The sequence below is a fragment of the Peribacillus huizhouensis genome (assembly GCF_014138605.1).
Lineage (GTDB): Bacteria > Bacillota > Bacilli > Bacillales > DSM-1321 > Peribacillus > Peribacillus huizhouensis.
On record NZ_JACJHX010000011.1, the window covers coordinates 125,389 to 151,635 of the forward strand.

Annotated in this window: 22 protein-coding genes and 1 rRNA gene; 10 read left to right on the plus strand and 13 right to left on the minus strand. The window is 37.0% G+C overall.

Features of this window, described 5'->3' with window-relative positions:
- Positions 1-342: 342 nt before the first annotated feature.
- On the minus strand, positions 343-543 hold the full coding sequence (locus tag HNP81_RS16315) for a DUF951 domain-containing protein (RefSeq protein ID WP_028393794.1): 201 nt from the start codon (positions 541-543) through the stop codon (positions 343-345).
- 33 nt (positions 544-576) lie between these two features.
- Positions 577-1,419, minus strand: coding sequence for a mechanosensitive ion channel family protein (locus HNP81_RS16320; protein ID WP_235179246.1), 843 nt, complete (start codon positions 1,417-1,419; stop codon positions 577-579).
- A gap of 302 nt (positions 1,420-1,721) precedes the next feature.
- Here HNP81_RS16320 and yyaC point away from each other — a divergent pair, with 302 nt between their 5' ends.
- Positions 1,722-2,339, plus strand: a complete 618-nt coding sequence (gene yyaC / locus HNP81_RS16325; protein ID WP_028393793.1) for a spore protease YyaC — start codon at positions 1,722-1,724, stop codon at positions 2,337-2,339.
- A gap of 135 nt (positions 2,340-2,474) precedes the next feature.
- Here yyaC and HNP81_RS16330 read toward each other — a convergent pair whose 3' ends face one another.
- The 11 genes from HNP81_RS16330 to rpmH form a co-directional block, all read right to left on the minus strand.
- On the minus strand, positions 2,475-3,191 hold the full coding sequence (locus HNP81_RS16330; protein WP_028393792.1) for a DUF554 domain-containing protein: 717 nt from the start codon (positions 3,189-3,191) through the stop codon (positions 2,475-2,477).
- Positions 3,192-3,489: 298 nt separating this feature from the next.
- Positions 3,490-4,353 carry a ParB/RepB/Spo0J family partition protein gene (locus tag HNP81_RS16335; RefSeq protein WP_182503298.1) on the minus strand — a complete coding sequence of 288 codons (864 nt, stop codon included), beginning with the start codon at positions 4,351-4,353 and terminating at the stop codon, positions 3,490-3,492.
- Positions 4,346-5,107, minus strand: coding sequence for a ParA family protein (locus HNP81_RS16340; protein WP_028393790.1), 762 nt, complete (start codon positions 5,105-5,107; stop codon positions 4,346-4,348). The genes HNP81_RS16335 and HNP81_RS16340 overlap by 8 nt, the downstream gene beginning before the upstream one ends.
- Before the next feature lie 377 nt (positions 5,108-5,484).
- Positions 5,485-6,342 carry a nucleoid occlusion protein gene (gene noc / locus HNP81_RS16345; RefSeq protein ID WP_028393789.1) on the minus strand — a complete coding sequence of 286 codons (858 nt, stop codon included), beginning with the start codon at positions 6,340-6,342 and terminating at the stop codon, positions 5,485-5,487.
- Positions 6,343-6,566: 224 nt separating this feature from the next.
- Positions 6,567-7,283, minus strand: coding sequence for a 16S rRNA (guanine(527)-N(7))-methyltransferase RsmG (gene rsmG, locus HNP81_RS16350; protein WP_028393788.1), 717 nt, complete (start codon positions 7,281-7,283; stop codon positions 6,567-6,569).
- 24 nt (positions 7,284-7,307) lie between these two features.
- The gene (mnmG, locus tag HNP81_RS16355; RefSeq protein WP_182503299.1) at positions 7,308-9,197 is read right to left on the minus strand and encodes a tRNA uridine-5-carboxymethylaminomethyl(34) synthesis enzyme MnmG; all 1,890 of its coding nucleotides are present in this window, start codon (positions 9,195-9,197) and stop codon (positions 7,308-7,310) included.
- A gap of 16 nt (positions 9,198-9,213) precedes the next feature.
- The gene (gene mnmE / locus HNP81_RS16360) at positions 9,214-10,599 is read right to left on the minus strand and encodes a tRNA uridine-5-carboxymethylaminomethyl(34) synthesis GTPase MnmE (protein ID WP_182503300.1); all 1,386 of its coding nucleotides are present in this window, start codon (positions 10,597-10,599) and stop codon (positions 9,214-9,216) included.
- A gap of 803 nt (positions 10,600-11,402) precedes the next feature.
- A complete protein-coding gene (jag, locus tag HNP81_RS16365; protein ID WP_182503301.1) occupies positions 11,403-12,029 on the minus strand; it encodes an RNA-binding cell elongation regulator Jag/EloR in 627 nt (208 codons plus the stop codon).
- Positions 12,026-12,814: a YidC family membrane integrase SpoIIIJ gene (gene spoIIIJ / locus HNP81_RS16370; protein WP_028393784.1), complete on the minus strand. Its 789-nt coding sequence runs from the start codon at positions 12,812-12,814 to the stop codon at positions 12,026-12,028. The genes jag and spoIIIJ overlap by 4 nt, the downstream gene beginning before the upstream one ends.
- A 168-nt stretch (positions 12,815-12,982) precedes the next feature.
- Positions 12,983-13,360 (minus strand): ribonuclease P protein component, encoded by a 378-nt coding sequence (gene rnpA, locus HNP81_RS16375; RefSeq protein ID WP_028393783.1) that lies wholly within the window; start codon positions 13,358-13,360, stop codon positions 12,983-12,985.
- A gap of 83 nt (positions 13,361-13,443) precedes the next feature.
- Complete coding sequence (rpmH, locus tag HNP81_RS16380) at positions 13,444-13,578, minus strand: 50S ribosomal protein L34 (protein ID WP_034302547.1); 135 nt, start codon at positions 13,576-13,578, stop codon at positions 13,444-13,446.
- A 1,109-nt stretch (positions 13,579-14,687) separates the two neighbouring features.
- Between rpmH and dnaA the strand changes: the two genes are divergently transcribed.
- From dnaA to HNP81_RS16425, 9 genes are all read left to right on the plus strand, one after another.
- The gene (gene dnaA, locus HNP81_RS16385; protein ID WP_028393780.1) at positions 14,688-16,037 is read left to right on the plus strand and encodes a chromosomal replication initiator protein DnaA; all 1,350 of its coding nucleotides are present in this window, start codon (positions 14,688-14,690) and stop codon (positions 16,035-16,037) included.
- Between the two features lie 201 nt (positions 16,038-16,238).
- Entirely contained in the window at positions 16,239-17,375 is a 1,137-nt protein-coding gene (gene dnaN / locus HNP81_RS16390) for a DNA polymerase III subunit beta (protein ID WP_182503302.1), read from the plus strand.
- Between the two features lie 383 nt (positions 17,376-17,758).
- A complete protein-coding gene (gene rlbA / locus HNP81_RS16395) occupies positions 17,759-17,971 on the plus strand; it encodes a ribosome maturation protein RlbA (protein ID WP_182503303.1) in 213 nt (70 codons plus the stop codon).
- A gap of 20 nt (positions 17,972-17,991) precedes the next feature.
- Entirely contained in the window at positions 17,992-19,110 is a 1,119-nt protein-coding gene (gene recF / locus HNP81_RS16400; RefSeq protein ID WP_182503304.1) for a DNA replication/repair protein RecF, read from the plus strand.
- Between the two features lie 12 nt (positions 19,111-19,122).
- Entirely contained in the window at positions 19,123-19,380 is a 258-nt protein-coding gene (gene remB / locus HNP81_RS16405; protein ID WP_028393776.1) for an extracellular matrix regulator RemB, read from the plus strand.
- Positions 19,381-19,766: 386 nt separating this feature from the next.
- Positions 19,767-21,689 carry a DNA topoisomerase (ATP-hydrolyzing) subunit B gene (gyrB, locus tag HNP81_RS16410; protein ID WP_182503311.1) on the plus strand — a complete coding sequence of 641 codons (1,923 nt, stop codon included), beginning with the start codon at positions 19,767-19,769 and terminating at the stop codon, positions 21,687-21,689.
- A gap of 170 nt (positions 21,690-21,859) precedes the next feature.
- Positions 21,860-24,379 (plus strand): DNA gyrase subunit A, encoded by a 2,520-nt coding sequence (gene gyrA, locus HNP81_RS16415; protein WP_182503305.1) that lies wholly within the window; start codon positions 21,860-21,862, stop codon positions 24,377-24,379.
- A gap of 358 nt (positions 24,380-24,737) precedes the next feature.
- On the plus strand, positions 24,738-25,820 hold the full coding sequence (locus HNP81_RS16420) for an HD-GYP domain-containing protein (RefSeq protein ID WP_312859692.1): 1,083 nt from the start codon (positions 24,738-24,740) through the stop codon (positions 25,818-25,820).
- A gap of 350 nt (positions 25,821-26,170) precedes the next feature.
- Positions 26,171-26,247 (plus strand): 16S ribosomal RNA (locus HNP81_RS16425); the annotation flags it as partial.

Consider the following 26,247-nt stretch of genomic DNA (forward strand, 5'->3'; position numbering starts at 1 on the left):
TGCATAAGCAGAGGTAAAGTTTGCGCCCACAGGATGTGGGTCACACAGACATTGCCGCAGGACGCGGAGCCTAAGTCTGTGATTCATTGAATCAGGTTCATAGTGTCACTGTATCGAAACTTTAGCTTCCGATTTAGCGGCACTAGAACAGGACTAGCCATCAGCGGGATAAAAAGCCATGATGGGAATTTCACTTTATTTCAAAAATATACTATATTTACAGTCGTATAGTTAAACCTTTCACAATTATAGATAGTGGACATGAAAAAGACAAGGAAATAAAGCAATCCTTTCCCATGTATCATGAAGTCACTTCGACATCGCATTATCGTAAGTAAGTTCTTACTCTTCCTCGTGCTTCTTTAATATTTTCTTCATTTTACGGCTAAATTCACGTCTTGGTAAAATGACACTATGGCCGCACCCTTCACATTTAATGCGGATATCCATTCCCAAACGTATGATTTTCCAACTATTCACTCCGCATGGGTGGGGCTTTTTCATTTCAACTATATCATTTAGGCCAAACACTTTCTCTTCCACTTTTCTTCCCCCTTTACTATAACAATTTATACATTATGCTTCTTCTTGGACTGTGGCTTTTAGATAGTTTTCATCGATGCAGTTCTTTAATTCTTTTCGCAAAACCCTGCCTATATAGTAGTTCCGCGTTGGGATGGTTTCTGCTGTAATTCTCAGAACTACATCACTCGGGTTGAGCGACTGAATACCTAACACTTGCGGTGTCTTCACGATATCCTCATATTTTGCCGGCAATGATTCAAGCATATGAGAAATTGTTCTTTCTGCACGCTCGATATCCCCGTCATAAGGAAGTGTAAGATCAACAACAGTGACGCTATTCAGAATGGAAAAATTAGTAACCTCTAGAATACTTCCATTTGGAATCACAAACAGTTGTCCAATTGAGCTCTTAATCTTAGTCGTCCTTAATCCAATTTCCACTACTTCCCCTTCATAGTCTTTAATCTTTATTTGGTCTCCCACCGAAAACTGGTCTTCAAATATAATAAAAAAGCCCATAATTACATCTTTCACCAAGCTTTGTGCACCGAAACCAATAGCTAACCCGATTATTCCTGCTCCAGCTAATAGTGCTTTCACTTCAATATGCACAGCTTCCAAGATCATGATGATGGTAATAAAATTAACGGTATATGTAAGAACATTCTTTAATAATCTTAATAAAGTAGCATCTCTGCGTTCCGATACCCGCAAAGGGCTTTTCTCACGCATCAGGAAAAATTTAGAGATGATTTTTTTTCCTAGCACAATAACAATACGAGATAAAATAAAAACAATTAAAATTTGCAATAAGCTCTCACCAATACCGATCCAAGTCTCTTCTGCAGAAAACTTAACAATGAATCTTTCTAACATCTTACTTGAAATAGGCAAACAGATCACCAACCAGTATATTTTTTTAATTACATTGTCCCAACTAATCATCTTAATCTCTCAGATAAAGTGAAACTTCAATCAGTGGGTATTTTACAACCCGTTAACGCGGGGTAGAAATCCTTAGGTGTCACAGAATGAATAACGAAACATTGTAATTGAATGTAACCAATGATGGTATTATACCATTTTCAAGAAGTCTCCAAACTATAATCCTTTTTAAAATTTCTTTCCCCACCTTCACGTATACCATTTCCTTTTTTTCCGTATACTGTTAGTACTAAGACAGAGGAGTGGAGTCGATGAACCTGAAATCTAGTTTATTTGACACTAAAAATAGGATTTTGCACGATGAAATAGATGCACCACGGAGAATCTCACAGGAATTAATATCGTTGCTTCCTGCAAACGGGCAGACTATCGTTATCGTGTGCATTGGAACAGATCGATCCACAGGAGATTCTCTCGGTCCACTAGTCGGAACTTTATTATTAGAGAAAACAAGCCCCTCTCCATTCTTTGTTTACGGAACGCTTGAAGAACCTATACATGCGATGAACTTAACAGAACAGCTTGCGATCATTAAGACAAAACACGATAATCCATTCATCATAGGAATCGATGCTTGCCTTGGTCGATCGAAAAGTATTGGAATCGTGCAAGTAGGTGAAGGCCCCGTTAAACCGGGAGCCGGGGTGAATAAAGATCTTCCAGCTGTAGGAGATGCCCATATTACTGGGATTGTTAATGTGAGCGGATTTATGGAATTTATGGTTTTGCAAAATACTCGCTTGAGTCTTGTTCTAAAAATGGCTAAGACAATTGCCAATGGCATTTACTTTGCCAGCTTCCATTTTGCAGCTAAACAAACAACAATCCCTCATTTTAACTTCGTGTTAGACCAAGAGAAAAGTGTGTAATGGGAGGGAAGCATTCATTCCCTTCTTTTTAAGAAATAGACATGTTAATCAACATGGTTATTAACATGATTGTTCATTTACTTGTGTAGCACGGCAGTTTCACATCCCATTTAACTAAGCGTAAAAACGTTGCTTTCATAAAGATATTTCAAAATAGTAAAAAACGAATGTAAGGATAGCTACAACCAATATGCCAGGTAAAAGGTTTGCGACTCGAATTTTTGTAACTCCCATTATATTTAAACCAATAGCGAAAATCATTACTCCTCCTGCTGCCGTCATTTCTGAAATAAAAGAATCTAAATAAGCAGCTGGAACCCATTTATCTATTTGCGTTGCAAAAAGAGCAATAATTCCTTGATAGAGCATGACAGGAATACTTGAGAAAATAACACCAATGCCAAGCGTACTTGCTAGAATAATAGCTGTGAAACCATCAATAATTGCTTTTGTATATAACACATCATGATCATGTCTAATTCCACTATCCAGTGCACCGATAACTGCCATAGCCCCGATTAGGAAAATGAGTGTTGCGGTCACAAAACCTTGTGAAATGGAATCTCCCTCCTTTGGCCCTCCTAACTTTCTTTCTAGCCAATTTCCTAACGCATTTAACTTAGCATCTAAGTCAATCCACTCACCGAGCACAGCACCTAGGACTATACTCAATATAACAATGAGGAATTGCTGACTTTTAAAGCCCATTTGAAGTCCAAGAACCACAACAGCAAGACCTATCCCGCTCATTACTGTCTGTTTCATACTCTCAGGAATGTTTTTAAGAAACCTGCCCAGTAATGTGCCTACAATAATACATAAACCGTTAACTAATGTCCCTAACAACACCAACGCGCTCACCTTTATCTATAGATATTATGTAAAGAAAAAATCGACACCTGTCTTGGCTACAAAAACTGAATAAGTAGATAAAGACCCCAGAACTAAGAAGTCCAACTAAATTCGCTGCTTCCTGTCGGTACAAAAAAAATAGGAATCTAGGCAGTCCTTAAAGGAAGTCCCATTTTCCATAATGAGTTGACTTATCAATCGAGCATGACAGGTGTACGATACATATAAAAATCTCATAACATTATTCACTTATCACTTAATAAAGAAGAGTGAATTACTTAAACCCTCCTCTTTATACTTATGAAGACAAATCTTCTTGTTGAATCAATTCCAAAATCCGTTCCAGGTCTTCACGAGAATAAAATTCAATTTCAATTTTACCTTTTTTCTTACTTTGTTTTATCGTTACCGAAGTTCCAAATCGCTCGCGTAAAACTGATTCGCGTTCTTTGATAAAAACGTCTTTTTTTGTTGGCTCTTTTTTACTTGCAGTTTCACGTGGAACATCTTGATTATAATCTTGAATGTATTGTTCTAATTGCCGAACATTCATCCCATCCTTAAGTACTTTATTAACCACAAATTGTAGTGCATCCTTATTCTTCAATGAAAGCAATGCCCGACCATGTCCCATTGATATTTCCCCTTCAGAAATATAGGTTTGAACCTCTGTTGGTAACGATAGCAGCCTAATATGATTTGCAACATGAGGACGACTTTTTCCTAAGCGCCTCGCCAATTGTTCCTGAGTAACACCTTGTCTTTCTAAAAGTTTCTGATAGGCTGAAGCTTCTTCAATTGGGTTTAAATCTTCACGTTGAAGATTTTCTAAAATAGCCAACTCCATCATTTGGTTTTCATCAAGTGTTCTAACAACGACAGGGACGGTCTTCAACCCGGCTTCCTTCGCAGCTCGAAAACGTCTTTCACCAACAACAATCTCATAGCCCTTAATACTTTTTCTAGCGATTATCGGTTGAAGAATTCCATGTAGTTCAATTGATTGTCTTAACTCTGCAAGTGTCTCTTTTCGGAATACTTTTCGCGGCTGATAAGGATTCGGGCGTAGTTCCTTGATATTTACTTCAATAACCGCATCCTCTTTTCCCGCTTCAAGATTTGTAAATAGGGCATTGATCCCTTTTCCAAGTCCCTTAGCCATTTGCTATCACTTCCTTCGCGAGGTCTAAATAAACCTCTGCTCCTTTTGATTTAGGATCATAGATAATAATAGGTTCTCCGTGGCTCGGTGCTTCACTTAATCTAACATTTCTAGGAATAATGGTTTGGTATACTTTATCCTGAAAGTATTTTTTTACTTCCTCAATTACTTGCAAGCCTAAGTTTGTCCGGGCATCGAGCATAGTGAGCAGCACCCCTTCAATTTTCAAGGACTGATTCAAGTGCTTTTGAACGAGGCGAATGGTGTTCAACAACTGACTGAGTCCTTCTAAGGCATAATATTCACATTGTACAGGAATCAATACTGCATCAGCTGCAGTTAATGAGTTTAACGTAAGCAAGCCTAAAGATGGTGGACAGTCAATAATAACATAATCATATAGATGTTCGACTTCCTCAAGTGCCCTTTTCAAACGGACTTCTCTCGAAATAGTCGGCACCAACTCTATTTCTGCGCCTGCAAGTTGAATCGTAGCTGGAATCGTGTACAGATTCTCAACCTTTGTCTCTTTAATCACCACGTTCGCACAGACATCATCGACCAGTACATCATATATACACTGTTCGACATCCGACTTATCAATCCCCACTCCACTCGTGGCATTGCCTTGAGGATCAATATCTACTATTAGTACTTTTTTTCCAATGTATGCTAAACAAGCGCCTAGATTTACTGAGGTTGTCGTTTTGCCAACCCCGCCCTTTTGATTGGCAATCGCAAGAACCTTTCCCATGATGTCACCTACTTTCGAAACAATTTCTTCTTACATCTATCATTTATATACCTATTTCATTTTCGAATTCAAAAATTTCTGACTCTAATCTTCAGATTACTAAAAAAGCAATCTATTAATCTTTTCTATTTTATCATGAATAGAGTACCTTTTAATTATTTTCTCAAAATCAAACAAAAAAAAGAATATTTTAGATAGCCTTTGAAAGTATTAATATTGAATGTTCAGCTATAGCAAAAGGAGGCTGTCCTATAACGAAAGGGTCATAAGCCCACATCTATTATATACCGATTATATGACGTCTAAATGACACTATAAACGGTGTATAAAGTGTGAGATCGGACCCTTCCTAAGACAACCTCAATAATTCTATAAGATTATGATTTCTTCTTTGGAATTTTTATCGTAAATTGATAATATTCCTCAAATTCCTCTTCCTCCGAATCAAGATTTATTCCATTATCGGTTACCATTGTAAGAGATTGTCTAATTGTGTTGAGAGCAATTCGCATATCTTTACTGAAAGCCTTTCGCTTCGGTTTCGGTTTATTATCTATGCTGCTGAGCAATTTCACAACTCGCTCTTCCGTTTGCTTCACATTCCAATTCTTCTCAATAATTTCTGCAAGAAGTTTTACTTGTTTCTCTGGATCTTTCAAAGGAATTAATGAGCGAGCATGGCGTTCGGTAATCTGTTTTTGTAAAATGGCATCTTGCACTTCTTGGGGCAACTTCAATAACCTTAACTTATTCGCCACCGTTGATTGACCAATCCCTAGCCTTTGCGCAAGTGCTTCCTGTGTAAGTTGATGTAGTTCCAATAACTTACCATAAGCGAGAGCTTCTTCAATTGGCGTAAGCTCTTCCCTTTGTAAATTCTCTATAAGTGCTACTGATGCCGTTTCTGTATCATTGAAGTCCTTAACAATTGCCGGTGCCGACTCCCAACCGAGTTTTTGCATAGCCCTAAATCTACGTTCACCTGCAATAATTTCAAACTTACCTTGTTCATATTCCCTGACAACAATCGGTTGAATGATACCATGTGTGTGAATAGTCTGAGCCAATTCCGCAATCTTATTTTCATTAAATACCGTTCTTGGTTGGTACCGGTTTGCTACTATATCAGAAATGGCTATTTGTTTTATTTCTTCATTTTTACTAGGTGTCTCCATATCTACTTGCTCTTCTTCTTTTTCGCCTAACCCAAAGAACCGCGAAAAAGGATGCTTCATTTCCCTACACCACCTTTAAAAAGCTCCCATTTATCATATTCTCTATAAAAATGACAAGTCCTTCTAATATCCATACATATTTACTCGAAAAATACAAGAGGATGTCTCTTATCAAAAGACTCAAACCTCACAATTACAATATATCATTCAAAATATTATTCCTCAAAAATCGTGAAAAATAATGAAATTTGTAATCTTGTAATAATTACACGCCCTAGTATTCGTTATTCAATAGGCATTTTATTCGGTGTACCTGGCTTACGTGGATACTTTTTAGGCGTTGTTTTCACTTTACTAATCGTGATAACAGTTCTCTCACTATTTTCTTCTGGCAGCAAAAAGTGATGAATTTCTTCTACTTTACCACCTAATGTAAAGATTGCCTTCTTACCTGCGTCCAATTCATCATTGGTGCTGGCAGCCTTCATTGCAATAAATGTACCGTTCTGTTTAACGAGTGGCAAGCAAAGTTCACTCAAAACGGACATTCGTGCAACGGCTCTTGCCATAACAATATCATAAACTTCACGATGCTCTTGTTTCTGCGCAAACGTTTCAGCACGGTCGTGATAAAATTGAGTATGTGAAAGTTTCAAAGTCTTAGCTAAGTGCTCAAGGAAGGAAATTCGTTTATTAAGAGAATCTACAATGGAAATATGTAACTCTGGAAAACAGATTTTTAATGGGATGCTAGGAAAACCTGCGCCCGCTCCTACATCACAAATCTTATACGGCTTAGTAAAATCAAAGTAGAATGCTGCACTAATGGAATCATAAAAATGCTTTAGATATACTTCTTCTTTATTTGTAATGGCCGTTAAATTCATTTTTTCGTTCCATTCAACTAATAATTCGTAGTACGTTTCAAATTGCTGAAGCTGCAAAGGAGAAAGCGCAATGCCTCTCTCTTTCAGCTCCGTTTGAAATTGTTCAATATTCATTGGCTTCAATCCTTTACATTCCATTTAGCTTTGGGGAATTCGGGCAATCTTTCCTTGTTCTAAATAAACAAGTAAAATCGACACATCAGCAGGGTTAACTCCTGCAATTCTCGAAGCCTGTGCCACTGATAGCGGATGGACTTGTTTTAGTTTTTGACGTGCCTCAGTAGCTAAACCGCTGATGGCATCATAATCAATATTTTCTGGGATCTTTTTATTCTCCATTTTTTTCAGACGATCTACTTGCTGAAGTGACTTTTCAATATATCCTTCATATTTAATTTGGATTTCTACTTGTTCTGTCACTTCCGCATCCAATTGTTCTTTACTAGGAATAAGCAATTGAATGTGTTCATAGTTCATTTCCGGTCGTTTCAATAAATCAGCAGCTCTGATTCCATCCTTTAATTCCGTTCCACCTTGTTCAATAATTAATTGCTGTACTTGTTGGGTAGGTTTAATAAATACCGATTGCAGACGTTCCTTTTCTGCTTCGACGGCTGCCTTTTTCAATAAGAAACGTTGATAACGCTCTTCTTTAATCATTCCAATCGCATGACCAATCTCTGTTAAACGCAAATCAGCATTGTCATGGCGTAAAAGGAGTCGATATTCAGCACGTGAAGTAAGCAGGCGATACGGCTCGCTCGTTCCTTTTGTTACAAGATCGTCAATCAATACTCCGATATAGGCATCTGAGCGGCTTAAGATTAACTCTTCTTTCCCCAATGCGTTTAGGCTGGCATTAATACCTGCCATTAATCCTTGTCCGGCAGCTTCTTCATAACCGGATGTTCCGTTAATTTGCCCTGCTGTATATAGATTTTTTACTTTTTTTGTTTCTAATGTAGGCCATAACTGTGTCGGAACAATTGCATCGTATTCGATTGCATACCCTGCACGCATCAATTCTGCTTTTTCCAATCCTGGAATACTTGCGAGAAGTCTTCGTTGTACGTCTTCTGGTAGACTTGTCGATAATCCTTGTACATAGACTTCTTGTGTATTTCTTCCTTCAGGTTCAAGGAAAATTTGATGGCGTGGTTTATCATTGAAACGAACCACCTTATCTTCAATTGAAGGACAATAACGCGGACCTGTTCCTTTAATCATCCCTGAATACATAGGAGAACGATGTAAATTCTCATCAATAATCTGATGGGTTTCTTCATTCGTATATGTTAGCCAGCATGGCAATTGATCTGTGATGAATTTTGTAGTTTCATAAGAAAATGCCCGTGGAACATCATCTCCAGGCTGAATTTCTGTTTTGCTATAATCAATGGAATGGCTGTTAATCCGCGGCGGTGTGCCTGTTTTAAATCGAACTAAGTCGAATCCAATTTCCTCTAAATGTTCGGACAATCGAATAGACGGTTGTTGATTATTTGGACCACTTGAATATTTCAATTCACCAAGAATGATTTCTCCACGGAGGAATGTTCCTGTTGTAATAACAACAGTTTTTGCCTGATAAACTGCGCCAGTCTGAGTGATTACTCCTTTACATACATCATCTTCAACGATAAGCCGCTCAACCATACCTTGAATTAATGTTAGATTTGGTTGATTTTCAATAGTATTCTTCATTTCCTGTTGATATAAGGTTTTATCTGCCTGCGCACGTAAAGCACGTACAGCTGGCCCTTTTCCAGTATTCAACATTCTCATTTGGATATGTGTTTTATCAATATTTTTCCCCATTTCACCGCCTAAAGCATCAATTTCCCTTACGACGATTCCTTTTGCCGGGCCACCTACAGAAGGATTACACGGCATAAAAGCAACCATATCCAAATTTATCGTAATCATTAGCGTTTTTGCTCCAACACGAGCTGCTGCAAGACCAGCTTCACACCCTGCATGTCCTGCACCAATGACAATTACATCATAGCTTCCTGCTTCATATTGCATACTTTCACTCCTTACATCATTTCCCTAAACAGAACTGAGAAAATAATTGATTAATTAATCCTTCATGCACACTGTCTCCTATGATTTCCCCAAGTAACTCCCAGGCTTTCGTGAAATCAATTTGTACTAAATCAACTGGCGTGCCTGCTTCAATCGCTTCAATTGCATCTTCGATAGACTGTAATGCTTGTCCGAGAAGTGCAATATGGCGTGAATTCGATACATATGTTAAATCGCCTGTCTCTAATGAACCGGCAAAGAATAATGAGGCAATCGCTTCTTCTAGCTCATCCACACCTTGATCTTCTAATAAAGATGTTGTAACGAGTCGATGCTCACCTGTAAGCTCTTCTACACGATTCAAATTTATTTTTCTTGGTAAATCGGTTTTATTGACGATTACAATAACGTCCATACCACTAACCGCTTCAAATAACTTCTCATCTTCCTTGGTTAAATCATCAGAATAGTTTAAAACGAGCAAAATTAAATCGGCATCTTTTAATACCGCTCTTGATCGTTCTACACCGATTCTTTCAACAATATCTTCAGTCTCTCGAATCCCTGCTGTATCCAAAAGTCGCAAAGGTACACCACGCACATTTACATATTCCTCTATTACATCACGGGTTGTTCCCGGAATATCCGTTACAATCGCCTTATTTTCTTGAACTAAACTATTTAATAATGAAGATTTACCGACATTTGGACGACCGACAATAACCGTTGATAGTCCATCACGTAAAATCTTCCCTTGTTGTGAAGTTCGCAGCAACTTCTCTAATTCTATTTTAACCAGATTTGCCTTTTCCAAAAACATACGATGTGTCATTTCCTCGACATCATCATATTCTGGATAATCTATATTAACCTCAACTTGAGCGAGAGTTTCTAAAATCTCCTGACGCAGCTTGCGAATAAGCTGTGATAATCTTCCTTCCATTTGTCCTAATGCCATATTCATTGCCTTGTCCGTTTTAGCACGAATCAAATCCATCACAGCTTCTGCCTGAGAAAGGTCAATTCTTCCGTTCAAAAAAGCACGTTTTGTAAATTCTCCTGGCTCAGCTAGCCTCGCTCCTTGCGATAGAACAAGCTGAAGAACTCGGTTAACTGAAACGATACCTCCGTGACAGTTAATTTCTACAACATCTTCACGTGTAAATGTCTTTGGTCCACGCATAATGGAAATCATGACTTCCTCCACCGTATCTCCCGTTTTCGGTTGAACCAGGTGTCCATAATGAATGGTGTGAGAAGTGGCATCTATTAGCCGTTTTCCTTGCGGGCCTCTATATATACGGTCGGCAATAGCAAACGCCTCATCACCACTTAACCGGACGATTGCAATTGCACCTTCACCCATAGGTGTCGAAATCGCTGTAATCGTATCGAATTCCATTTCTTCACCTTCTTTAATAATTTCAATATAAATATATAAGAAACATCCATAAGCGTCTGCTCAAAATCAATCGATGAAAGATATTCAGGTTCTAAGAACTGTATCAACTTATGAAGGTGATGGTGCGGAGCTGTTTTTAGAAAGCCACCGCACTATTGGCCAAAAAAAAGTATACAACCATGAACCTAAACACATGCAAATTTCATCTATATTGCATCACAATCATCGCTCTCTATTAAATCGATAAAGTGAAACTTTCTATTCCCCAAAATACTACAATATCATAGTCCAGATACGAAAAAAAGTGGATAGCTATTTCCAAAAAAAGAATTATCCACAATCAGCAAAAGAATCTTATGCTTAATTTTAACTTATCCACATGTGAATAACAACAACTCAAGCATAAGCTAGAAAAAAGTACACTTTTCCTCAATTGTTCTAATCTAATCTATAAAGTATGTTAAATAAGAAAGCGCTACAAGTAGACTCTCAAAGAACATATTGATTAACTCTTACCAGGGGATATTCACCTACTTCGCCCCATAATCATGACCTGTCCAGAGCTGCAAAACTTGTTATTCTAACATAAAGTATGAGACAAAGTAACACAAAGACAATTTTATACGTCTTACACATTAAACACTAGGCATTAAAGAAATACTAATTTCAAACAGATTTATTGCATGAACAGGACTAACAATCAGTGGAAATGAAGAAAAAAACACTAATTGAAGTCCCACTTTATTATTCAAAATGATTCAGTCAAAAGTCGACAAAAAAAAGAAGTGATCTACTTTCATAGATCAACTTCTTTCTATTGGTGAAATAATTAAATGACGATATGGTTCGGTCCCACTTGATGTAGTTTTGATTTTATGGTAATTCATTAAAGCTGTATGAATCACCTTTCGCTCATATGAAGGCATAGGTTCTAAACTAATACTTGTTCTCGTCTTTAAAGCCTTATTAGCCATTCTTCCCGCTAACTGAATCAGAGTTTCATTCCTTCTTACTCGATAGTCTTCTGCATCAAGTAAGATCGTTAAGTACTGCTTCGAATTACGATTGGCTACAAGCTGGACTAAGTATTGAAGAGAATTCAATGTTTGTCCCCTTTTTCCAATCAGGAGTGCAATCTTATCACCCGATAATTGAAATAAAACTTGTTTTCCATCTCGTTTCACAGAAATATCTGATTCCACGCCCATCTTGTTGCACACACTTTTTAAAAACAGCAATGCTTCTTCAACAGGGTCAGGCACGATCGTCACCGTGACGACTGCCTTTCGATTCCCAATTAGACCAAGAAACCCTTTTTTACCTTCATCTACAACATCAATTTCTACTTTTTCTCTAGTGGTGTTAAGCTGAGCTAAAGCTGATTCTACTGCTTCTTCGACATTTTGTCCTGTAGCAGTTATTAGTTTCACTTTTTCTTGGCTCCTCCCGCACTTTCTGCAGTTACCTTTTTCATATCCGGTCCTTTAATGATCCATGTCTGGATAATCATAAATATATTACCTACAACCCAGTATAATGCAAGAGCAGCAGGGAAATTAAATGCAAAAACCATAATCATGATTGGCATGATATATAACATCATTGTCATTTGTGCAGCCATCTGAGGATTCGATGTCATGCCCACCATTGTAATTTTTTGTTGAATAAATGTTGTAATACCAGCAACAATCGGCAATACATAAATTGGATCTGGACTACCTAAGTCAAACCACAAAAAGCTGTGCTCTGCAATTGCTCGAGTTCGACTAATTGCATGATAAAAACCGATTAATATCGGCATCTGTACAATTAACGGAAAACAACCAGCCAATGGGTTTACATTATATTTTGTGAAAAGAGCCATCGTTTCTTGTTGTAATTTTTGTTGAGTTGCCGCATCTTTTGACGGATATTTTTCCTTAAGTTTTTGCATTTCCGGCTGTAAAGCTTGCATAGCTTTTGAGTTTTTCGTTTGTTTAATCATCAGTGGTAATAAAACAAAACGAAGTAAGAGTGTTACCACAATAATTCCTAAGCCGTAATTTTCGCCTAACAATTCTGATATTTTAATAATAAGCCACGATAATGGATAAACAATGTATGAATTCCAAATACCTGTGCTTTCTTTAGTAATTGGTTCGCCTACTTCCGTACAACCAGTTAGAAGCATCATGAGCGAGGCAAGTCCAATCATGAATACTATTCGTTTCTTCAACCGCCTTTTCCTCCTGTCAGCAAAAAATTCTAGCTTTACTTTGAACACTCTGTTTTTCTTTATTTTTTCAAACATATGGCAACTGTAACTAACCATGTTTGTCTATACATATAAAATAACTGATTACACCAATATTTTCTATGTATTATATTTCAATTTGAGAAATTTTTATCGTGATGACTTATATGAGGAAGATTTGCTTTTTTTGAAATTAAGCGATTTGGCCCTTTTTAAAACATGGATTAAACTGCTCTTCACTTCAAATAAATCCATAGTTGCCGCTGGTTTACGTGCAATAATCACATAATCCTTTCCCTCTTTGATATCGTCTTTCAATTCAAGAAAAGATTGTCGAATGTATCTCTTTATTTGATTTCTTACGACAGCGTTTCCTACTTTTTTGCTTACAGAAAGGCCAATTCGAAAGAAATCTTGGCTGGGCTTATCAAGGACATAGACGACAAATTGTCTATTACCGAATGATTCTCCTTTTTGAAACACAAGTTGGAATTCATCATTCTTTTTTATCCTTAGCTTTTTTTTCATTCTTTACACCTTCATTAAACTGAATTGGGGTATATTTTTAGGTCCTTTATGGAAAAAAAAGACCACTGAGACTTATCAGTGGTCTATGCAGATAATACTTTTCTGCCCTTACGGCGACGTGCAGCTAACACTCTACGTCCAGTTTTTGAACTCATACGGCTACGGAAACCATGAACTTTACTGTGTTTGCGTTTTTTTGGTTGATATGTGCGTTTCATTATATGACACCTCCCTGAGGAATAACAGTTAAAGACAGTCTAGATAATTATATAGATGAAGTATGAAAAATGTCAACCTTTCATTAAAATTTTATTAAAGCTTCGCACATAAGCGTTGTAAAGTAATTGAATAAAATGAGTTTTTAGAGGAAATATGTATTAATTTTTCAAATTTCGTTGGGTTAGAGGGTGGTACGCTGTATTAAATAGGCTGTTTTCACATTCTTTGTTGCTTTTCAATCATTTTTACACTAATAACCCGGGTTGATTTCCGTTGCAGGTCCTCGCTTTCCGCGGGCGGTCTCAGAAGCCTCCTCAGTGCTTTGCACTTGCGGGGTCTCCCTCAACACGCTTTTCCCGCAGGAGTCTCGCACCTGTAACGAAGATCAACATCTGTTCGAATTGGTTTCTTGCTAAAAACAACAATCTTTACGAAAAGAGCCTTTAAATAAAAGCTAGATCCACTTACAAACACGATTCGCCCATTCATCATGAATTCGTTCCGTTTATCCCGCATTAGTTGGAAGTGCCCTTTGAAATGAATGATTGATTTCCTAGTTCCTTAATCCAGCATCCTTCTTTTAGCTATTCAACTCCCAAACGATTTGTGGATATCTTTTCGACACTTTTTTTACTATCCACAGTTACTTTTTGACCTTTTGCACAGAATAATACCTTGTGGAAAAGTATGTTCCACAATGATACAATCTTGTGGATAAAGTTTTAATAGCCATTGCAACAAGCTGTGATTTCTGATATTATATTTGTGTTTTCACTCTGAATAACTTTATCAACAACTTCCACTTATCCACAAACTGTTGATAACTTGTGGATAGTTTATACACCTTGTGGGTATTTTATTATCCACAGCACGTGGATATTGTCGAAATATCCTCTTTCTTCTTTATTATATATTTATCAATAATTCCTGTTGATGAATATTTATAATAGCATTCTTAAATAGTCTAAATTAACTTGTACATGCCTTATATAAAAGCTTTGTTTCACTTAATAATAAATGAAATAAATTTGATTTTTGTCTGCTAAAATCACGGCAATCAGGCCGTATTTATTGTTATTTCATATAAAACTGAAAAGGAGGGATTTTATTGGATAATATCGAAAGTTTATGGGATCAATCACTAAAAAGCATGCAAAATAAAATAAGTAAACCAAGCTTTGAAACTTGGTTAAAATCCACCAAAGCCCATATGCTGCAAGGAGATAGACTGACGGTCATTGCACCAAATGAATTTGCTCGTGACTGGCTTGAAGAACGATATTCCCACCTTATTTCAGAAGTTTTACTTGAACTTACAGGTGAAGAATTAGAAGTTAAATTTATCATCCCCTCCAATCAAGGGGATGATTCAATGACTGTTTCAACTCGAGTCAAAAAACCAAAAAAGATTGATGATGATTCAGCTGACTTTCCGCAGTTTATGTTGAATACGAAAAATACATTTGATACATTTGTCATTGGTTCGGGCAACCGTTTTGCCCATGCCGCCTCACTCGCAGTAGCTGAAGCTCCAGCTAAAGCATATAACCCTCTATTTATTTATGGAGGGGTCGGACTTGGAAAAACACATCTTATGCATGCGATTGGCCAATATGTTCTTGAACATAATCCCCATGCTAAAGTTGTGTACCTATCATCAGAGAAATTCATGAATGAATTTATCAACTCAATACGAGATAACAAAGCTGGTGAGTTCCGAGACAAATATCGTACTGTAGACGTGCTTCTCATAGATGATATTCAATTTTTAGCTGGAAAAGAATCAACCCAAGAAGAATTTTTCCATACATTTAATGCCCTTCATGAAGAAAGTAAACAAATTGTTATTTCAAGTGACCGTCCGCCTAAGGAAATTCCTACCTTAGAAGACCGCTTACGCTCACGTTTTGAATGGGGATTAATTACCGATATTACACCGCCTGATTTGGAAACGAGGATTGCTATTCTTAGGAAGAAAGCAAAAGCAGATGGATTAGATATTCCAAATGAGGTTATGCTTTATATTGCCAATCAAATTGATTCCAATATTCGTGAGCTTGAAGGGGCATTGATTCGAGTAGTTGCTTATTCATCATTGATAAATAAAGATATCAATGCTGACTTAGCTGCAGAGGCGTTAAAAGATATTATTCCAAGTTCAAAACCTAAAATCATTACGATTCTTGAAATCCAAAAGACAGTTGGCGAGCATTACAATATTAAATTAGAAGATTTCAAAGCCAAAAAGCGAACAAAGACTTTAGCTTTCCCACGGCAAATCGCTATGTACTTATCAAGGGAATTAACTGACTTTTCCCTCCCTAAAATAGGCGATGAATTCGGCGGTCGTGATCATACAACAGTTATCCATGCCCATGAAAAAATTTCAAAGCTTCTACAAACCGACCCTGTACTTCAGAGGCAGGTTAAAGAAATACAGGAACAGCTAAAAGTATAGATACTCTTAATTATGTGTATAACACGCTGCCACTTACACACAGTCTGTCCACATGTGGATAGACTGTTTTTCCTTATCTTTCTCTATGTTATCCACATACTCACAGGCCCTACTACTATTACTACTATCTTTTAAATAAAAAAATATATAAATAACATATGCCATTAGGCTATAAAGTAGAACTTTATTGGAGGATGAAAAATGAGATTTATTATTCAAAGAGATCGGTTAGTCCATAGTGTTCAAGAAGTAATGAAGGCTGTTACATCAAGAACAACGATTCCCATTTTAACGGGAATAAAAATAACAGCAACAGAAGAAGGTGTAACCTTAACAGGAAGTGACTCTGATATATCTATTCAGTCATTTATCCCGATTGAGGAAGAAGACAACGAAATTGTTGAAATTAAGCAAAGTGGTAGCATTGTCTTAAATGCCAGATTTTTTGGAGATATCGTAAGAAAACTACCAATGGATACTGTTGATATCGAGATATTAAATGGATTTCAAACTATTATTCGTTCAGGGAAAGCTGAATTTAATCTAAATGGACTTGATGCTGAAGAGTACCCTCATCTGCCAATCATAGAGGAAGATCAAACATTTAAATTACCTGCAGATTTATTAAAGACATTAATACGTCAAACAGTATTTGCGGTGTCCACCTCAGAAACACGCCCTATCTTGACAGGTGTAAACTTGAAGGTGGAAGACGATGAATTAATCTGTATTGCAACAGATAGTCATAGATTAGCCATGAGAAAGGCAAAGATCGATAATAATGTAGTTGGTTCTTATAGTGTTGTAATTCCTGGAAAAAGTTTAAATGAATTAAGTAAACTACTTGATGATACAAATGAATTAATTGAAATGGTTATTACGGAGAATCAAGTATTATTTAAAGCGAAAAATTTATTATTCTATTCGCGTCTACTTGAAGGAAATTATCCTGATACATCACGTTTAATTCCAAATGAAAGCAAAACTTCAATTACCGTGCACGCGAAAGATTTTCTTCAAGCGATTGACCGTGCTTCATTATTGGCTAAAGAGGGGAAAAATAATGTTGTTAAGCTGACCACTCTAGAACGTGGGATTATTGAGGTATCATCAAATACGCCCGAAATTGGAAAGGTAAGTGAAGAGCTACAAGCTGAATCCATTGAAGGAGAAGAATTAAAAATTTCCTTTAGCGCTAAGTTTGTAATGGATGCCTTAAAAGCTTTAGAGGGAACAGATATTACAATTAATTTTACTGGAGCAATGCGTCCATTTATTATTCGTTCACTTCATGACGACACAATGTTACAGTTGATTTTACCAGTAAGAACTTATTAAGAAATAAGATGGGGATTGCTTATTTACTAGGCAAATCTGGATAGAAAATTAAACGGTTAGCATCAATAATTTCATAATGAATCCTAAGCGAGAAAAGGATGTCCGAAAAGGTCTGATCTACACTCTATACCGGTTTATAGTGTTATTAACACGTCTATAAGCGATATAGTAAATGTGGGATCCGACCTTTTTGTTAAGAGTGGGCGGCTTTGAAAAAGGTAAAGAAGAGTATCATCTTTTCGGCCCAATTCTTATGTCTAGTATTTAGAATAAATTGACTATTTTTCAAAGTTCTTATGCTTTGTTCATGTTAATTTTGTCTTTATCCGATTTATTTAGTACAATAAAATATTAGAGACTACTTTGAAAGAAGTGATGAACGGATGACTAAAATTCAGATTGATACAGAATATATTACGCTTGGTCAATTTTTAAAATTAGCTGATATTATTCAGAGCGGCGGAATGGCTAAATGGTTTTTAAGTGAATATGAAATTTTTATCAACGGTGAATTAGATAATAGACGGGGAAAGAAACTTAGAGATGGAGACAAAATTGATATTCCCTCGTTCGGTAGTTTTACTATTACGCGTTAAAGTAAAGGGAAGAAGCGCTTATGTATATTGAACAACTAAAACTGAAAAACTATCGGAACTATATAGATATGGAACTGCACTTCGAAAATAAAGTAAATGTCATCCTAGGAGAAAATGCCCAGGGGAAAACGAATGTGATGGAATCGATCTTCGTTTTAGCTATGGCAAAGTCCCATCGGACGTCGAATGATAAAGAACTTATTCGTTGGGATGAAGAGTATGCTAAAATAGATGGTAGGGTGAAAAAGAGAAATACCTCGATTCCGCTTGAACTGGTTATATCAAAAAAAGGCAAAAAGGCAAAAAGCAATCATATTGAACAGCAAAAGTTAAGCCAATATGTTGGTAATATGAATGTGGTCATGTTTGCACCGGAAGATCTTCACCTAGTAAAAGGGAGTCCACAAGGAAGACGCCGGTTCATTGATATGGAAATTGGCCAAGTATCTCCAGTTTACCTTCATGATATGAGTCAATATCAAAAAATTCTTCAACAAAGAAACCATTATTTGAAATTGCTCCAGACGCGTAAACAAGTTGATAAAGCGATGCTCGATGTATTAACTGAACAATTTATACAATATGCAGTAAAAATTTTACAAAGAAGATTTCAATTTCTTACTTTGCTTCAAAAATGGGCTGAGCCAATACACTCTGGAATCTCTCGCGGCTTAGAAATGCTGAAAATTGAATATAAACCATCCTTGGATGTATCAGAAAGTAGTAATTTGTCGAAAATGATAGAAGTATTCCAGGAAAAGTTTGTTAAAATTCAAGGGAGAGAAATCGAACGGGGAATTACACTTATAGGTCCACATCGTGATGACCTAGTTTTTTTTGTGAATGGACGAGATGTTCAAACGTACGGTTCTCAAGGTCAACAACGGACTACAGCACTTTCTCTGAAGCTTGCAGAAATTGAATTAATTCATTCAGAAATGGGTGAGTACCCCATTTTATTATTAGATGATGTATTATCTGAGCTAGATGATTATCGGCAATCACACTTGTTAAATACTATTCAAGGGAAGGTCCAAACCTTCGTAACAACAACTTCAGTGGAGGGAATTGATCACCAAACTTTACGTGATGCCTCTACTTTCCATGTGAATCAGGGGAATGTGACTAAAGTTAAATGATGGGGTGAATGCATGTATCTTCATATTGGTGAGGACATTCTTGTAAAAACGGATGACGTAATTGCGATTCTGGATAAAAATTTACTCAACTCATCTCCAATCATGGAGGAATTTATACAAAAAAAAGAGGGAGTTATACAGAACTTAGCAAAGAGTTCAATTAAATCAATCGTTATTACAAATGAGATTGTTTATTATTCACCACTTGCATCAGCGACGTTAAAGCGGCGATCATTGCAACGAACGATATTATTTGATGATAGCCAATAAAAATCGCCGTAAGTTCTTGACTATGTAAAACTAGTTATTCTACCATAATTTATTACCGAGGAAATGCGATTGAAAGCATAAGCACCTCAAATCATGAATGGTTTTGCAGGCGATAAGGTTAGTCATCAAAATGTCTAAAAAAACTTATACATTCGTTAGTGGAACTGTAAAGAAGGCGAACGACATCTAACAGGTTTTTCGTAAATCTTAAGAAAAGTAAATGTTTTTCAGACTTCTGAGTTGTTTTTGACTTCAGAAGTTTGGAGTTACTTGAACTCAAGTAGTTAAGTGTTGGACACTAAAACTACTTTTTTAAAATATTTGATTATATTTTTTGAACAAGCTAATCAATGCAAAAAGAAAAGTGTAGGTGAAATCGTATGACAATGGATCAAAAGGAAGTACAAGGTCAGGCATATGATGAAAATCAGATACAAGTTTTAGAAGGACTTGAGGCAGTACGTAAACGTCCGGGGATGTATATTGGTTCTACATCAGGAAAGGGACTTCATCATCTCGTTTGGGAAATTGTTGATAATAGTATTGACGAAGCACTTGCAGGGTTTTGTGACCACATTCAAGTGATTATTGAAGAAGATAACAGTATTACAGTTATTGATAACGGCCGAGGAATTCCAGTTGGGATTCAAGAAAAAATGGGTCGTCCAGCGGTTGAAGTTATTCTGACAGTATTGCATGCTGGAGGGAAGTTTGGCGGCGGAGGTTATAAAGTATCAGGTGGTTTACACGGTGTAGGTGCATCGGTAGTTAATGCTCTTTCAACAGTTTTAGAAGTGTATGTTCATCGTGAAGGGAGTATTCACTATCAAAAATTTATGCGCGGTGTTCCACAAGCTGATTTAGCGGTAATTGGTGAAACCGACCATACGGGAACGACAATTCGTTTTAAACCAGATAGTGAAATTTTTACAGAAACACTCGAGTATGATTTCGATACTTTAGCAACACGTGTCCGAGAGCTTGCTTTTTTGAATAAAGGGATTTTGCTCAGTATCGAAGATAAACGTGGTGAAGGTAAGAAAAATGAATATCATTACGAAGGCGGAATTAAGTCATATGTTGAACACTTGAACCGTTCTAAAGAAGTGATCCATGAAGAACCGATATTCATGGAAGGTGAAAAGGACGGTATTTCCGTAGAAATTGCAATGCAATACAATGAAAGTTATATAAGTAATTTATTTACATTTGCAAATAATATTCACACATATGAGGGTGGCACGCATGAGTCTGGTTTTAAAACAGGACTGACCCGTGTTATTAATGACTATGCGCGTAAAAATGGGTTAATTAAAGAGGCTGATGCAAACTTGTCAGGGGACGATGTCCGCGAAGGTTTAACTGCGATTGTCTCTATTAAGCACCCAGATCCACAATTTGAAGGGCAAACAAAAACAAAGCTAGGAAACTCAGAAGTAAGAGCGGCAACGGATTCCATTTTATCGGAAAGACTTGATTCCTTCCTATACGAAAACCCTTCTGTAGCTAGGAAAATTGTTGATAAAGGCCTTATGGCAGCTAGAGCACGGATGGCTGCTAAAAAGGCGCGGGAATTAACAAGAAGAAAGAGTGCCCTAGAAGTTTCGAGTCTACCGGGTAAATTAGCAGATTGTTCATCAAAGGACCCTTCTATCAGTGAACTTTATATAGTTGAGGGTAACTCAGCTGGTGGTTCAGCTAAGCAAGGTCGTGATCGACATTTCCAAGCCATTTTACCCCTTAGAGGTAAAATCTTAAACGTTGAGAAGGCACGTTTAGATCGAATTCTAAATAATGTTGAAATTGGTACGATTATTACAGCGCTTGGTACTGGGATCGGTGAAGAATTTGACATTTCCAAAGCGCGATATCATAAAATTGTCATTATGACAGATGCAGATGTAGATGGAGCCCATATCCGTACATTGATGCTGACGTTTTTTTATCGTTATATGAGAAATATTCTTGAGCATGGCTATATCTATATTGCTCAGCCGCCTCTTTATAAGATTCAACAAGGCAAGAGAGTTGAATATGCTTATAATGATCGCCAACTTAATGAAATTATGGCGAGTCTACCGAGTACACCTAAACCTAATCTACAGCGTTATAAAGGACTCGGTGAGATGAATCCAGAGCAACTATGGGAAACGACTATGAGCCCCGAAACGAGAACGCTACTACAGGTTAGTTTGAGTGATGCGATTGAAGCGGATGAAACATTTGAAATGTTGATGGGTGACAAGGTCGAACCACGTCGTAATTTCATTGAAGAAAACGCCATATATGTTAAAAATCTTGATGTTTAATAATTAAAGGTTGTCCCAAATTAAAATCAGCCCCTGCAATTAACCATTCCATGAATAGCGCTATAAAGTGCGTTCAATGTGGGGGCAGGCCCCTTTGGGACATGCCTTTTACATATCGTCCTACCGGTTAGACAAACTGAGGTTACAGCTTTTATAAGGAGGTCTGCTCCATGTCAGAAAATCAAAAAGAAAATGTTCAAGAAATTAATATTAGTACTGAGATGCGAACGTCATTTTTAGACTACGCAATGAGTGTTATTGTTTCCCGGGCTTTACCTGATGTCAGGGACGGTTTGAAACCAGTACACCGGAGAATTCTTTATGCAATGAATGATCTTGGCATGACATCTGATAAACCGTTTAAGAAGTCTGCGCGTATCGTCGGAGAAGTTATTGGTAAGTATCATCCGCACGGTGATTCTGCTGTGTATGAAACAATGGTACGGATGGCTCAGCCATTCAATTATCGTCATATGCTTGTTGATGGCCATGGGAATTTTGGGTCTGTAGATGGTGATCAGGCTGCGGCAATGCGTTACACAGAAGCAAGAATGTCGAAAATTTCGATGGAATTACTTCGTGATTTGAATAAAGATACAGTGGATTACCAAGATAACTATGATGGTTCTGAAAAGGAACCTGTTGTTATGCCAGCTCGTTTCCCTAACTTACTAGTAAATGGTTCATCTGGAATTGCAGTTGGAATGGCAACTAATATTCCCCCACATAATTTAGGGGAAGTAATTGACGGCGTATTGGCTTTGAGTAAAAATCCTGAAATTACGATTGCAGAATTAATGGAATACATACCAGGCCCAGATTTTCCAACAGCAGCGTATATTTTGGGGCGCAGTGGCATTCGAAAAGCCTATGAAACTGGAAGGGGCTCGATTATTCAACGAGCAAAAGTCGAGATTGAAACGAAATCAAATGGTAAACAAGTAATTCTTGTTACTGAAATACCATATCAAGTCAATAAAGCAAGGCTAATTGAAAAAATTGCCGAACTTGCTCGAGATAAGAAAATTGAAGGTATTACAGACCTACGAGATGAATCAGACCGGAATGGTATGCGGATTGTCATGGAAGTTCGGAAGGAAGCTAATGCAAATGTGTTATTGAACAATTTGTATAAACACACTTCTATGCAGACGACATTCGGGGTTAATTTACTTGCCCTTGTAGATGGCCAACCAAAAGTATTGAATTTAAAAGAATGCTTGTATTATTACTTAGAGCATCAAAAAGTAGTAATTCGCAGAAGAACTGAGTTTGAATTACGAAAAGCAGAAGCACGTGCTCACATTCTTGAAGGTTTACGAATTGCTCTCGATAATCTGGATGCCATTATCAAATTAATTCGTGGGTCGCAAACAACGGATATTGCCCGTGAAGGATTAATGACACAATTTTCGCTTTCAGAAAAACAAGCTCAAGCCATCTTAGATATGCGATTACAACGCTTGACAGGACTAGAGCGTGAAAAAATTGAAGAAGAATATCAAGCTTTAGTTGCACTTATTGCTGAATTAAAGGCTGTTCTCGCTGATGAGGAGAAGGTACTACAAATTATCCGTGAAGAGTTGCTTGAAATTAAAGAACGCTTCGATGATGAACGTCGTACTGAAATCTTAATGAGTGGATTTGAAAGTATTGAGGATGAAGATTTAATACCAGTAGAAACAACCATCGTAACTTTGACGCATAATGGTTACATTAAACGATTACCAGTAACTACCTACCGTAGTCAAAAGCGTGGTGGACGAGGAATACAAGGAATGGGAACGAATGAAGATGACTTCGTAAACCATCTCTTAACGACATCTACACATGATACGTTGTTATTCTTCACGAATAAAGGAAAAGTATACCGTGCAAAAGGGTATGAAATTCCTGAGTACGGTAGAACTGCAAAAGGATTACCTTTAATCAACTTGCTTGAAATTGAAAAAGGTGAATGGGTAAACGCCATTATTCCAGTAAAGGAATTTACAGATGGCGATTTCTTATTCTTTACAACTAAGTTCGGTATTTCTAAAAGATCGCCATTATCCTCTTTTGCTAACATTCGTAATAACGGTTTAATTGCTGTAGGGTTACACGAAGGGGATGAATTAATCTCAGTTCGACTTACAGATGGTGATAAACAAATCGTCATTGGTACAAAAGACGGTATGCTGATTAGATTCCCTGAAACGGATGTTCGTTCTATGGGTCGAACAGCAGCTGGGGTTAAAGGGATTTCCTTGAGGGAAGATGATGAAGTTGTAGGCATGGAGATTCTTGAGGAAAATGAAGAAGTGCTAATTGTAACTAAATTTGGTTATGGAAAGCGAACTCCTGCAGAAGAATATAGAATCCAAAGCCGTGGTGGAGTTGGAATTAAAACGTGCAATGTAACAGATAAAAATGGTGAGCTAGTTGCAGTCAAAACAGTAACTGGGGAAGAAGATATCATGATTATCACAGCAGAGGGCGTATTGATTCGTATGGCTGTTGGAGATATCTCAACAACTGGACGTAATACTCAGGGAGTTAAACTGATCCGTCTTGAAAATACAGAAAATGAATTCGTAGCTACAGTAGCGATGGCTGAACGTGAAGAAGTAAAAGAGATTGAAGACAGTCTCGATGAAGCTCAGCCAAACGAAGCGATTGACGAAATAGAAGTTAATGATACGGAAGAATGATAAAAACAAGTGGGTGTCTCATAAGGGTCTGATCTCGCACTCTAAATCAGTATGTAGTGTTCCATACACTTATCGTATACTGAATTTAGTTGTTGCAGGGTCTGACCCTTTGCTTTTTGGATACCTCCGTTTTTTAGCGTTTTACAGGTAAGATAAACAATTAGAGGAAAGTTAATTTTGTCCCGCATTAACTGGCAGTACCTCCAAAACCTCGAGAATTAGAGGAACCGAAGAAGCGTAGCTGGGAGATGAAGAACCCCCGCTTATTTAATTTTTTACTTTATCATCTGCTACATGGCTTTTTTTGTTCAAACAAAGTAATATTATGGTAATGTAATGAAAAGATGTAAATTAAGAGGTGAAGAACTTGCTGGTAAAAACAAAAAACTTAGTAGCGGGATGTATCCTTAGTAAGGATATTAGCGGTTTAACAAGTTATCCGTTAATGAACAAAAAAACAATCCTAACAGAAGATTTGTTAGAAGTACTTAAAGCTTTTTTTATCACTGAAGTTAGCGTAGAGAAAACCCTTGTTGACGGAACAAAATTTACACCTCGAGAAATAATTGACGATGAAGGGGAAGGAGCTCAAGAGAACTCTAGCTTTATTGCGGATTACCTAAAGGCTGTACAATCATATAAACGTCAATTCCAAAATTGGCAGGCAGGAAGTGCTGTTGATGTAGCTAAAATAAGGGAAATTATGATCCCACTCTTTGAAAGGTCTCTAGAGAAACCATTAGAAATTTTCTCGCTACATCATTATTCTAATAAAGAAGATTACTTGTATCATCATACTGTTTCCATCGGTCTTTTAAGTGGATATCTTGCAAAAAAAATGGATTATGATGTTGCGGATGTGTATCAAATCATACTTGCGGGAAGTCTAGCAGATTGTGGGATGGCTAAAATCCCTCCAGAAATATTAGGGAAAAGTACAAGTCTTACCGCCTTAGAATATGAGGAGGTTAGAAAACATCCAATTTATAGTCTGAGAATGCTTCAAAGAAGTACTATTTTAAAAGAGTCAGTTAAATATGCAATTCTTCAACATCATGAAAGATTGGATGGCAGCGGGTACCCACGGGGCAAAAGTGAACGAACACCGCATGCTTTTGCGAAAATTGTCGCAGTAGCGGATGCCTATCATGCTATGACATCTGAAAGGGCCTATAGAAAGAAACAATCCCCATTTAAAGTAATGGAGATGATTATGCAAGATGATTTCGGGAAGTTCGATATTACTGTTATAAATATACTTTTGTCTTGTATTATGAATTACTCAATGGGAAGTAGGGTACGATTATCAAATGGATATATTGCTGAGATTGTATTTATTGATAAACAATCTCCGACAAGACCGTTAATTAAAGTTATTGATACAGGTGAGATGATTCACTTAAACAACTATCGGGATTTATTTATTGAGGAAGTCTTATAAAAATTTATATGTGTAACTTAACTTAATTAAGATAGATGGAAATCTTATTCTGATAATAGGGGAACAGTTATATATCGCTTGGTATCTTTTTAAAATTTTATTTCTAATAATGCTTGTAATTTTAAAAGATACCATATATAATGATCAAGTCGTCAACAAATATTAGTATTAATAACAAATGTTATATTATTATAAATTAATTGTTGATTTTAAAATTGAAGTATGCTATATTAATAAAGTCGCTTCTGAGAGGTTAGCGAAATTGCTCTTTGAAAACTGAACAAAACAAAGCGCCAACGTTTAAATTTAAGTGAGTACACACTATAAAAACAAATGAGCAAGTCAAACACTTTTTGGAGAGTTTGATCCTGGCTCAGGACGAACGCTGGCGGCGTGCCTAATACATGCAAGTCGAGCGAATGATTGG

Excerpts from the sequence above, each read along its gene's own strand:
- yyaC (WP_028393793.1), top strand. The coding sequence starts at position 1,722 with ATGAACCTGAAATCTAGTTTATTTGACACTAAAAATAGGATTTTGCAC.
- HNP81_RS16335 (WP_182503298.1), bottom strand. The coding sequence starts at position 4,353 with ATGGCTAAGGGACTTGGAAAAGGGATCAATGCCCTATTTACAAATCTT.
- HNP81_RS16340 (WP_028393790.1), bottom strand. The coding sequence starts at position 5,107 with ATGGGAAAGGTTCTTGCGATTGCCAATCAAAAGGGCGGGGTTGGCAAA.
- noc (WP_028393789.1), bottom strand. The coding sequence starts at position 6,342 with ATGAAGCATCCTTTTTCGCGGTTCTTTGGGTTAGGCGAAAAAGAAGAA.
- rsmG (WP_028393788.1), bottom strand. The coding sequence starts at position 7,283 with ATGAATATTGAACAATTTCAAACGGAGCTGAAAGAGAGAGGCATTGCG.
- mnmG (WP_182503299.1), bottom strand. The coding sequence starts at position 9,197 with ATGCAATATGAAGCAGGAAGCTATGATGTAATTGTCATTGGTGCAGGA.
- mnmE (WP_182503300.1), bottom strand. The coding sequence starts at position 10,599 with ATGGAATTCGATACGATTACAGCGATTTCGACACCTATGGGTGAAGGT.
- rnpA (WP_028393783.1), bottom strand. The coding sequence starts at position 13,360 with ATGAAAAAAAAGCTAAGGATAAAAAAGAATGATGAATTCCAACTTGTG.
- rpmH (WP_034302547.1), bottom strand. The coding sequence starts at position 13,578 with ATGAAACGCACATATCAACCAAAAAAACGCAAACACAGTAAAGTTCAT.
- dnaN (WP_182503302.1), top strand. The coding sequence starts at position 16,239 with ATGAGATTTATTATTCAAAGAGATCGGTTAGTCCATAGTGTTCAAGAA.
- rlbA (WP_182503303.1), top strand. The coding sequence starts at position 17,759 with ATGACTAAAATTCAGATTGATACAGAATATATTACGCTTGGTCAATTT.
- recF (WP_182503304.1), top strand. The coding sequence starts at position 17,992 with ATGTATATTGAACAACTAAAACTGAAAAACTATCGGAACTATATAGAT.
- remB (WP_028393776.1), top strand. The coding sequence starts at position 19,123 with ATGTATCTTCATATTGGTGAGGACATTCTTGTAAAAACGGATGACGTA.
- gyrB (WP_182503311.1), top strand. The coding sequence starts at position 19,767 with ATGGATCAAAAGGAAGTACAAGGTCAGGCATATGATGAAAATCAGATA.
- gyrA (WP_182503305.1), top strand. The coding sequence starts at position 21,860 with ATGTCAGAAAATCAAAAAGAAAATGTTCAAGAAATTAATATTAGTACT.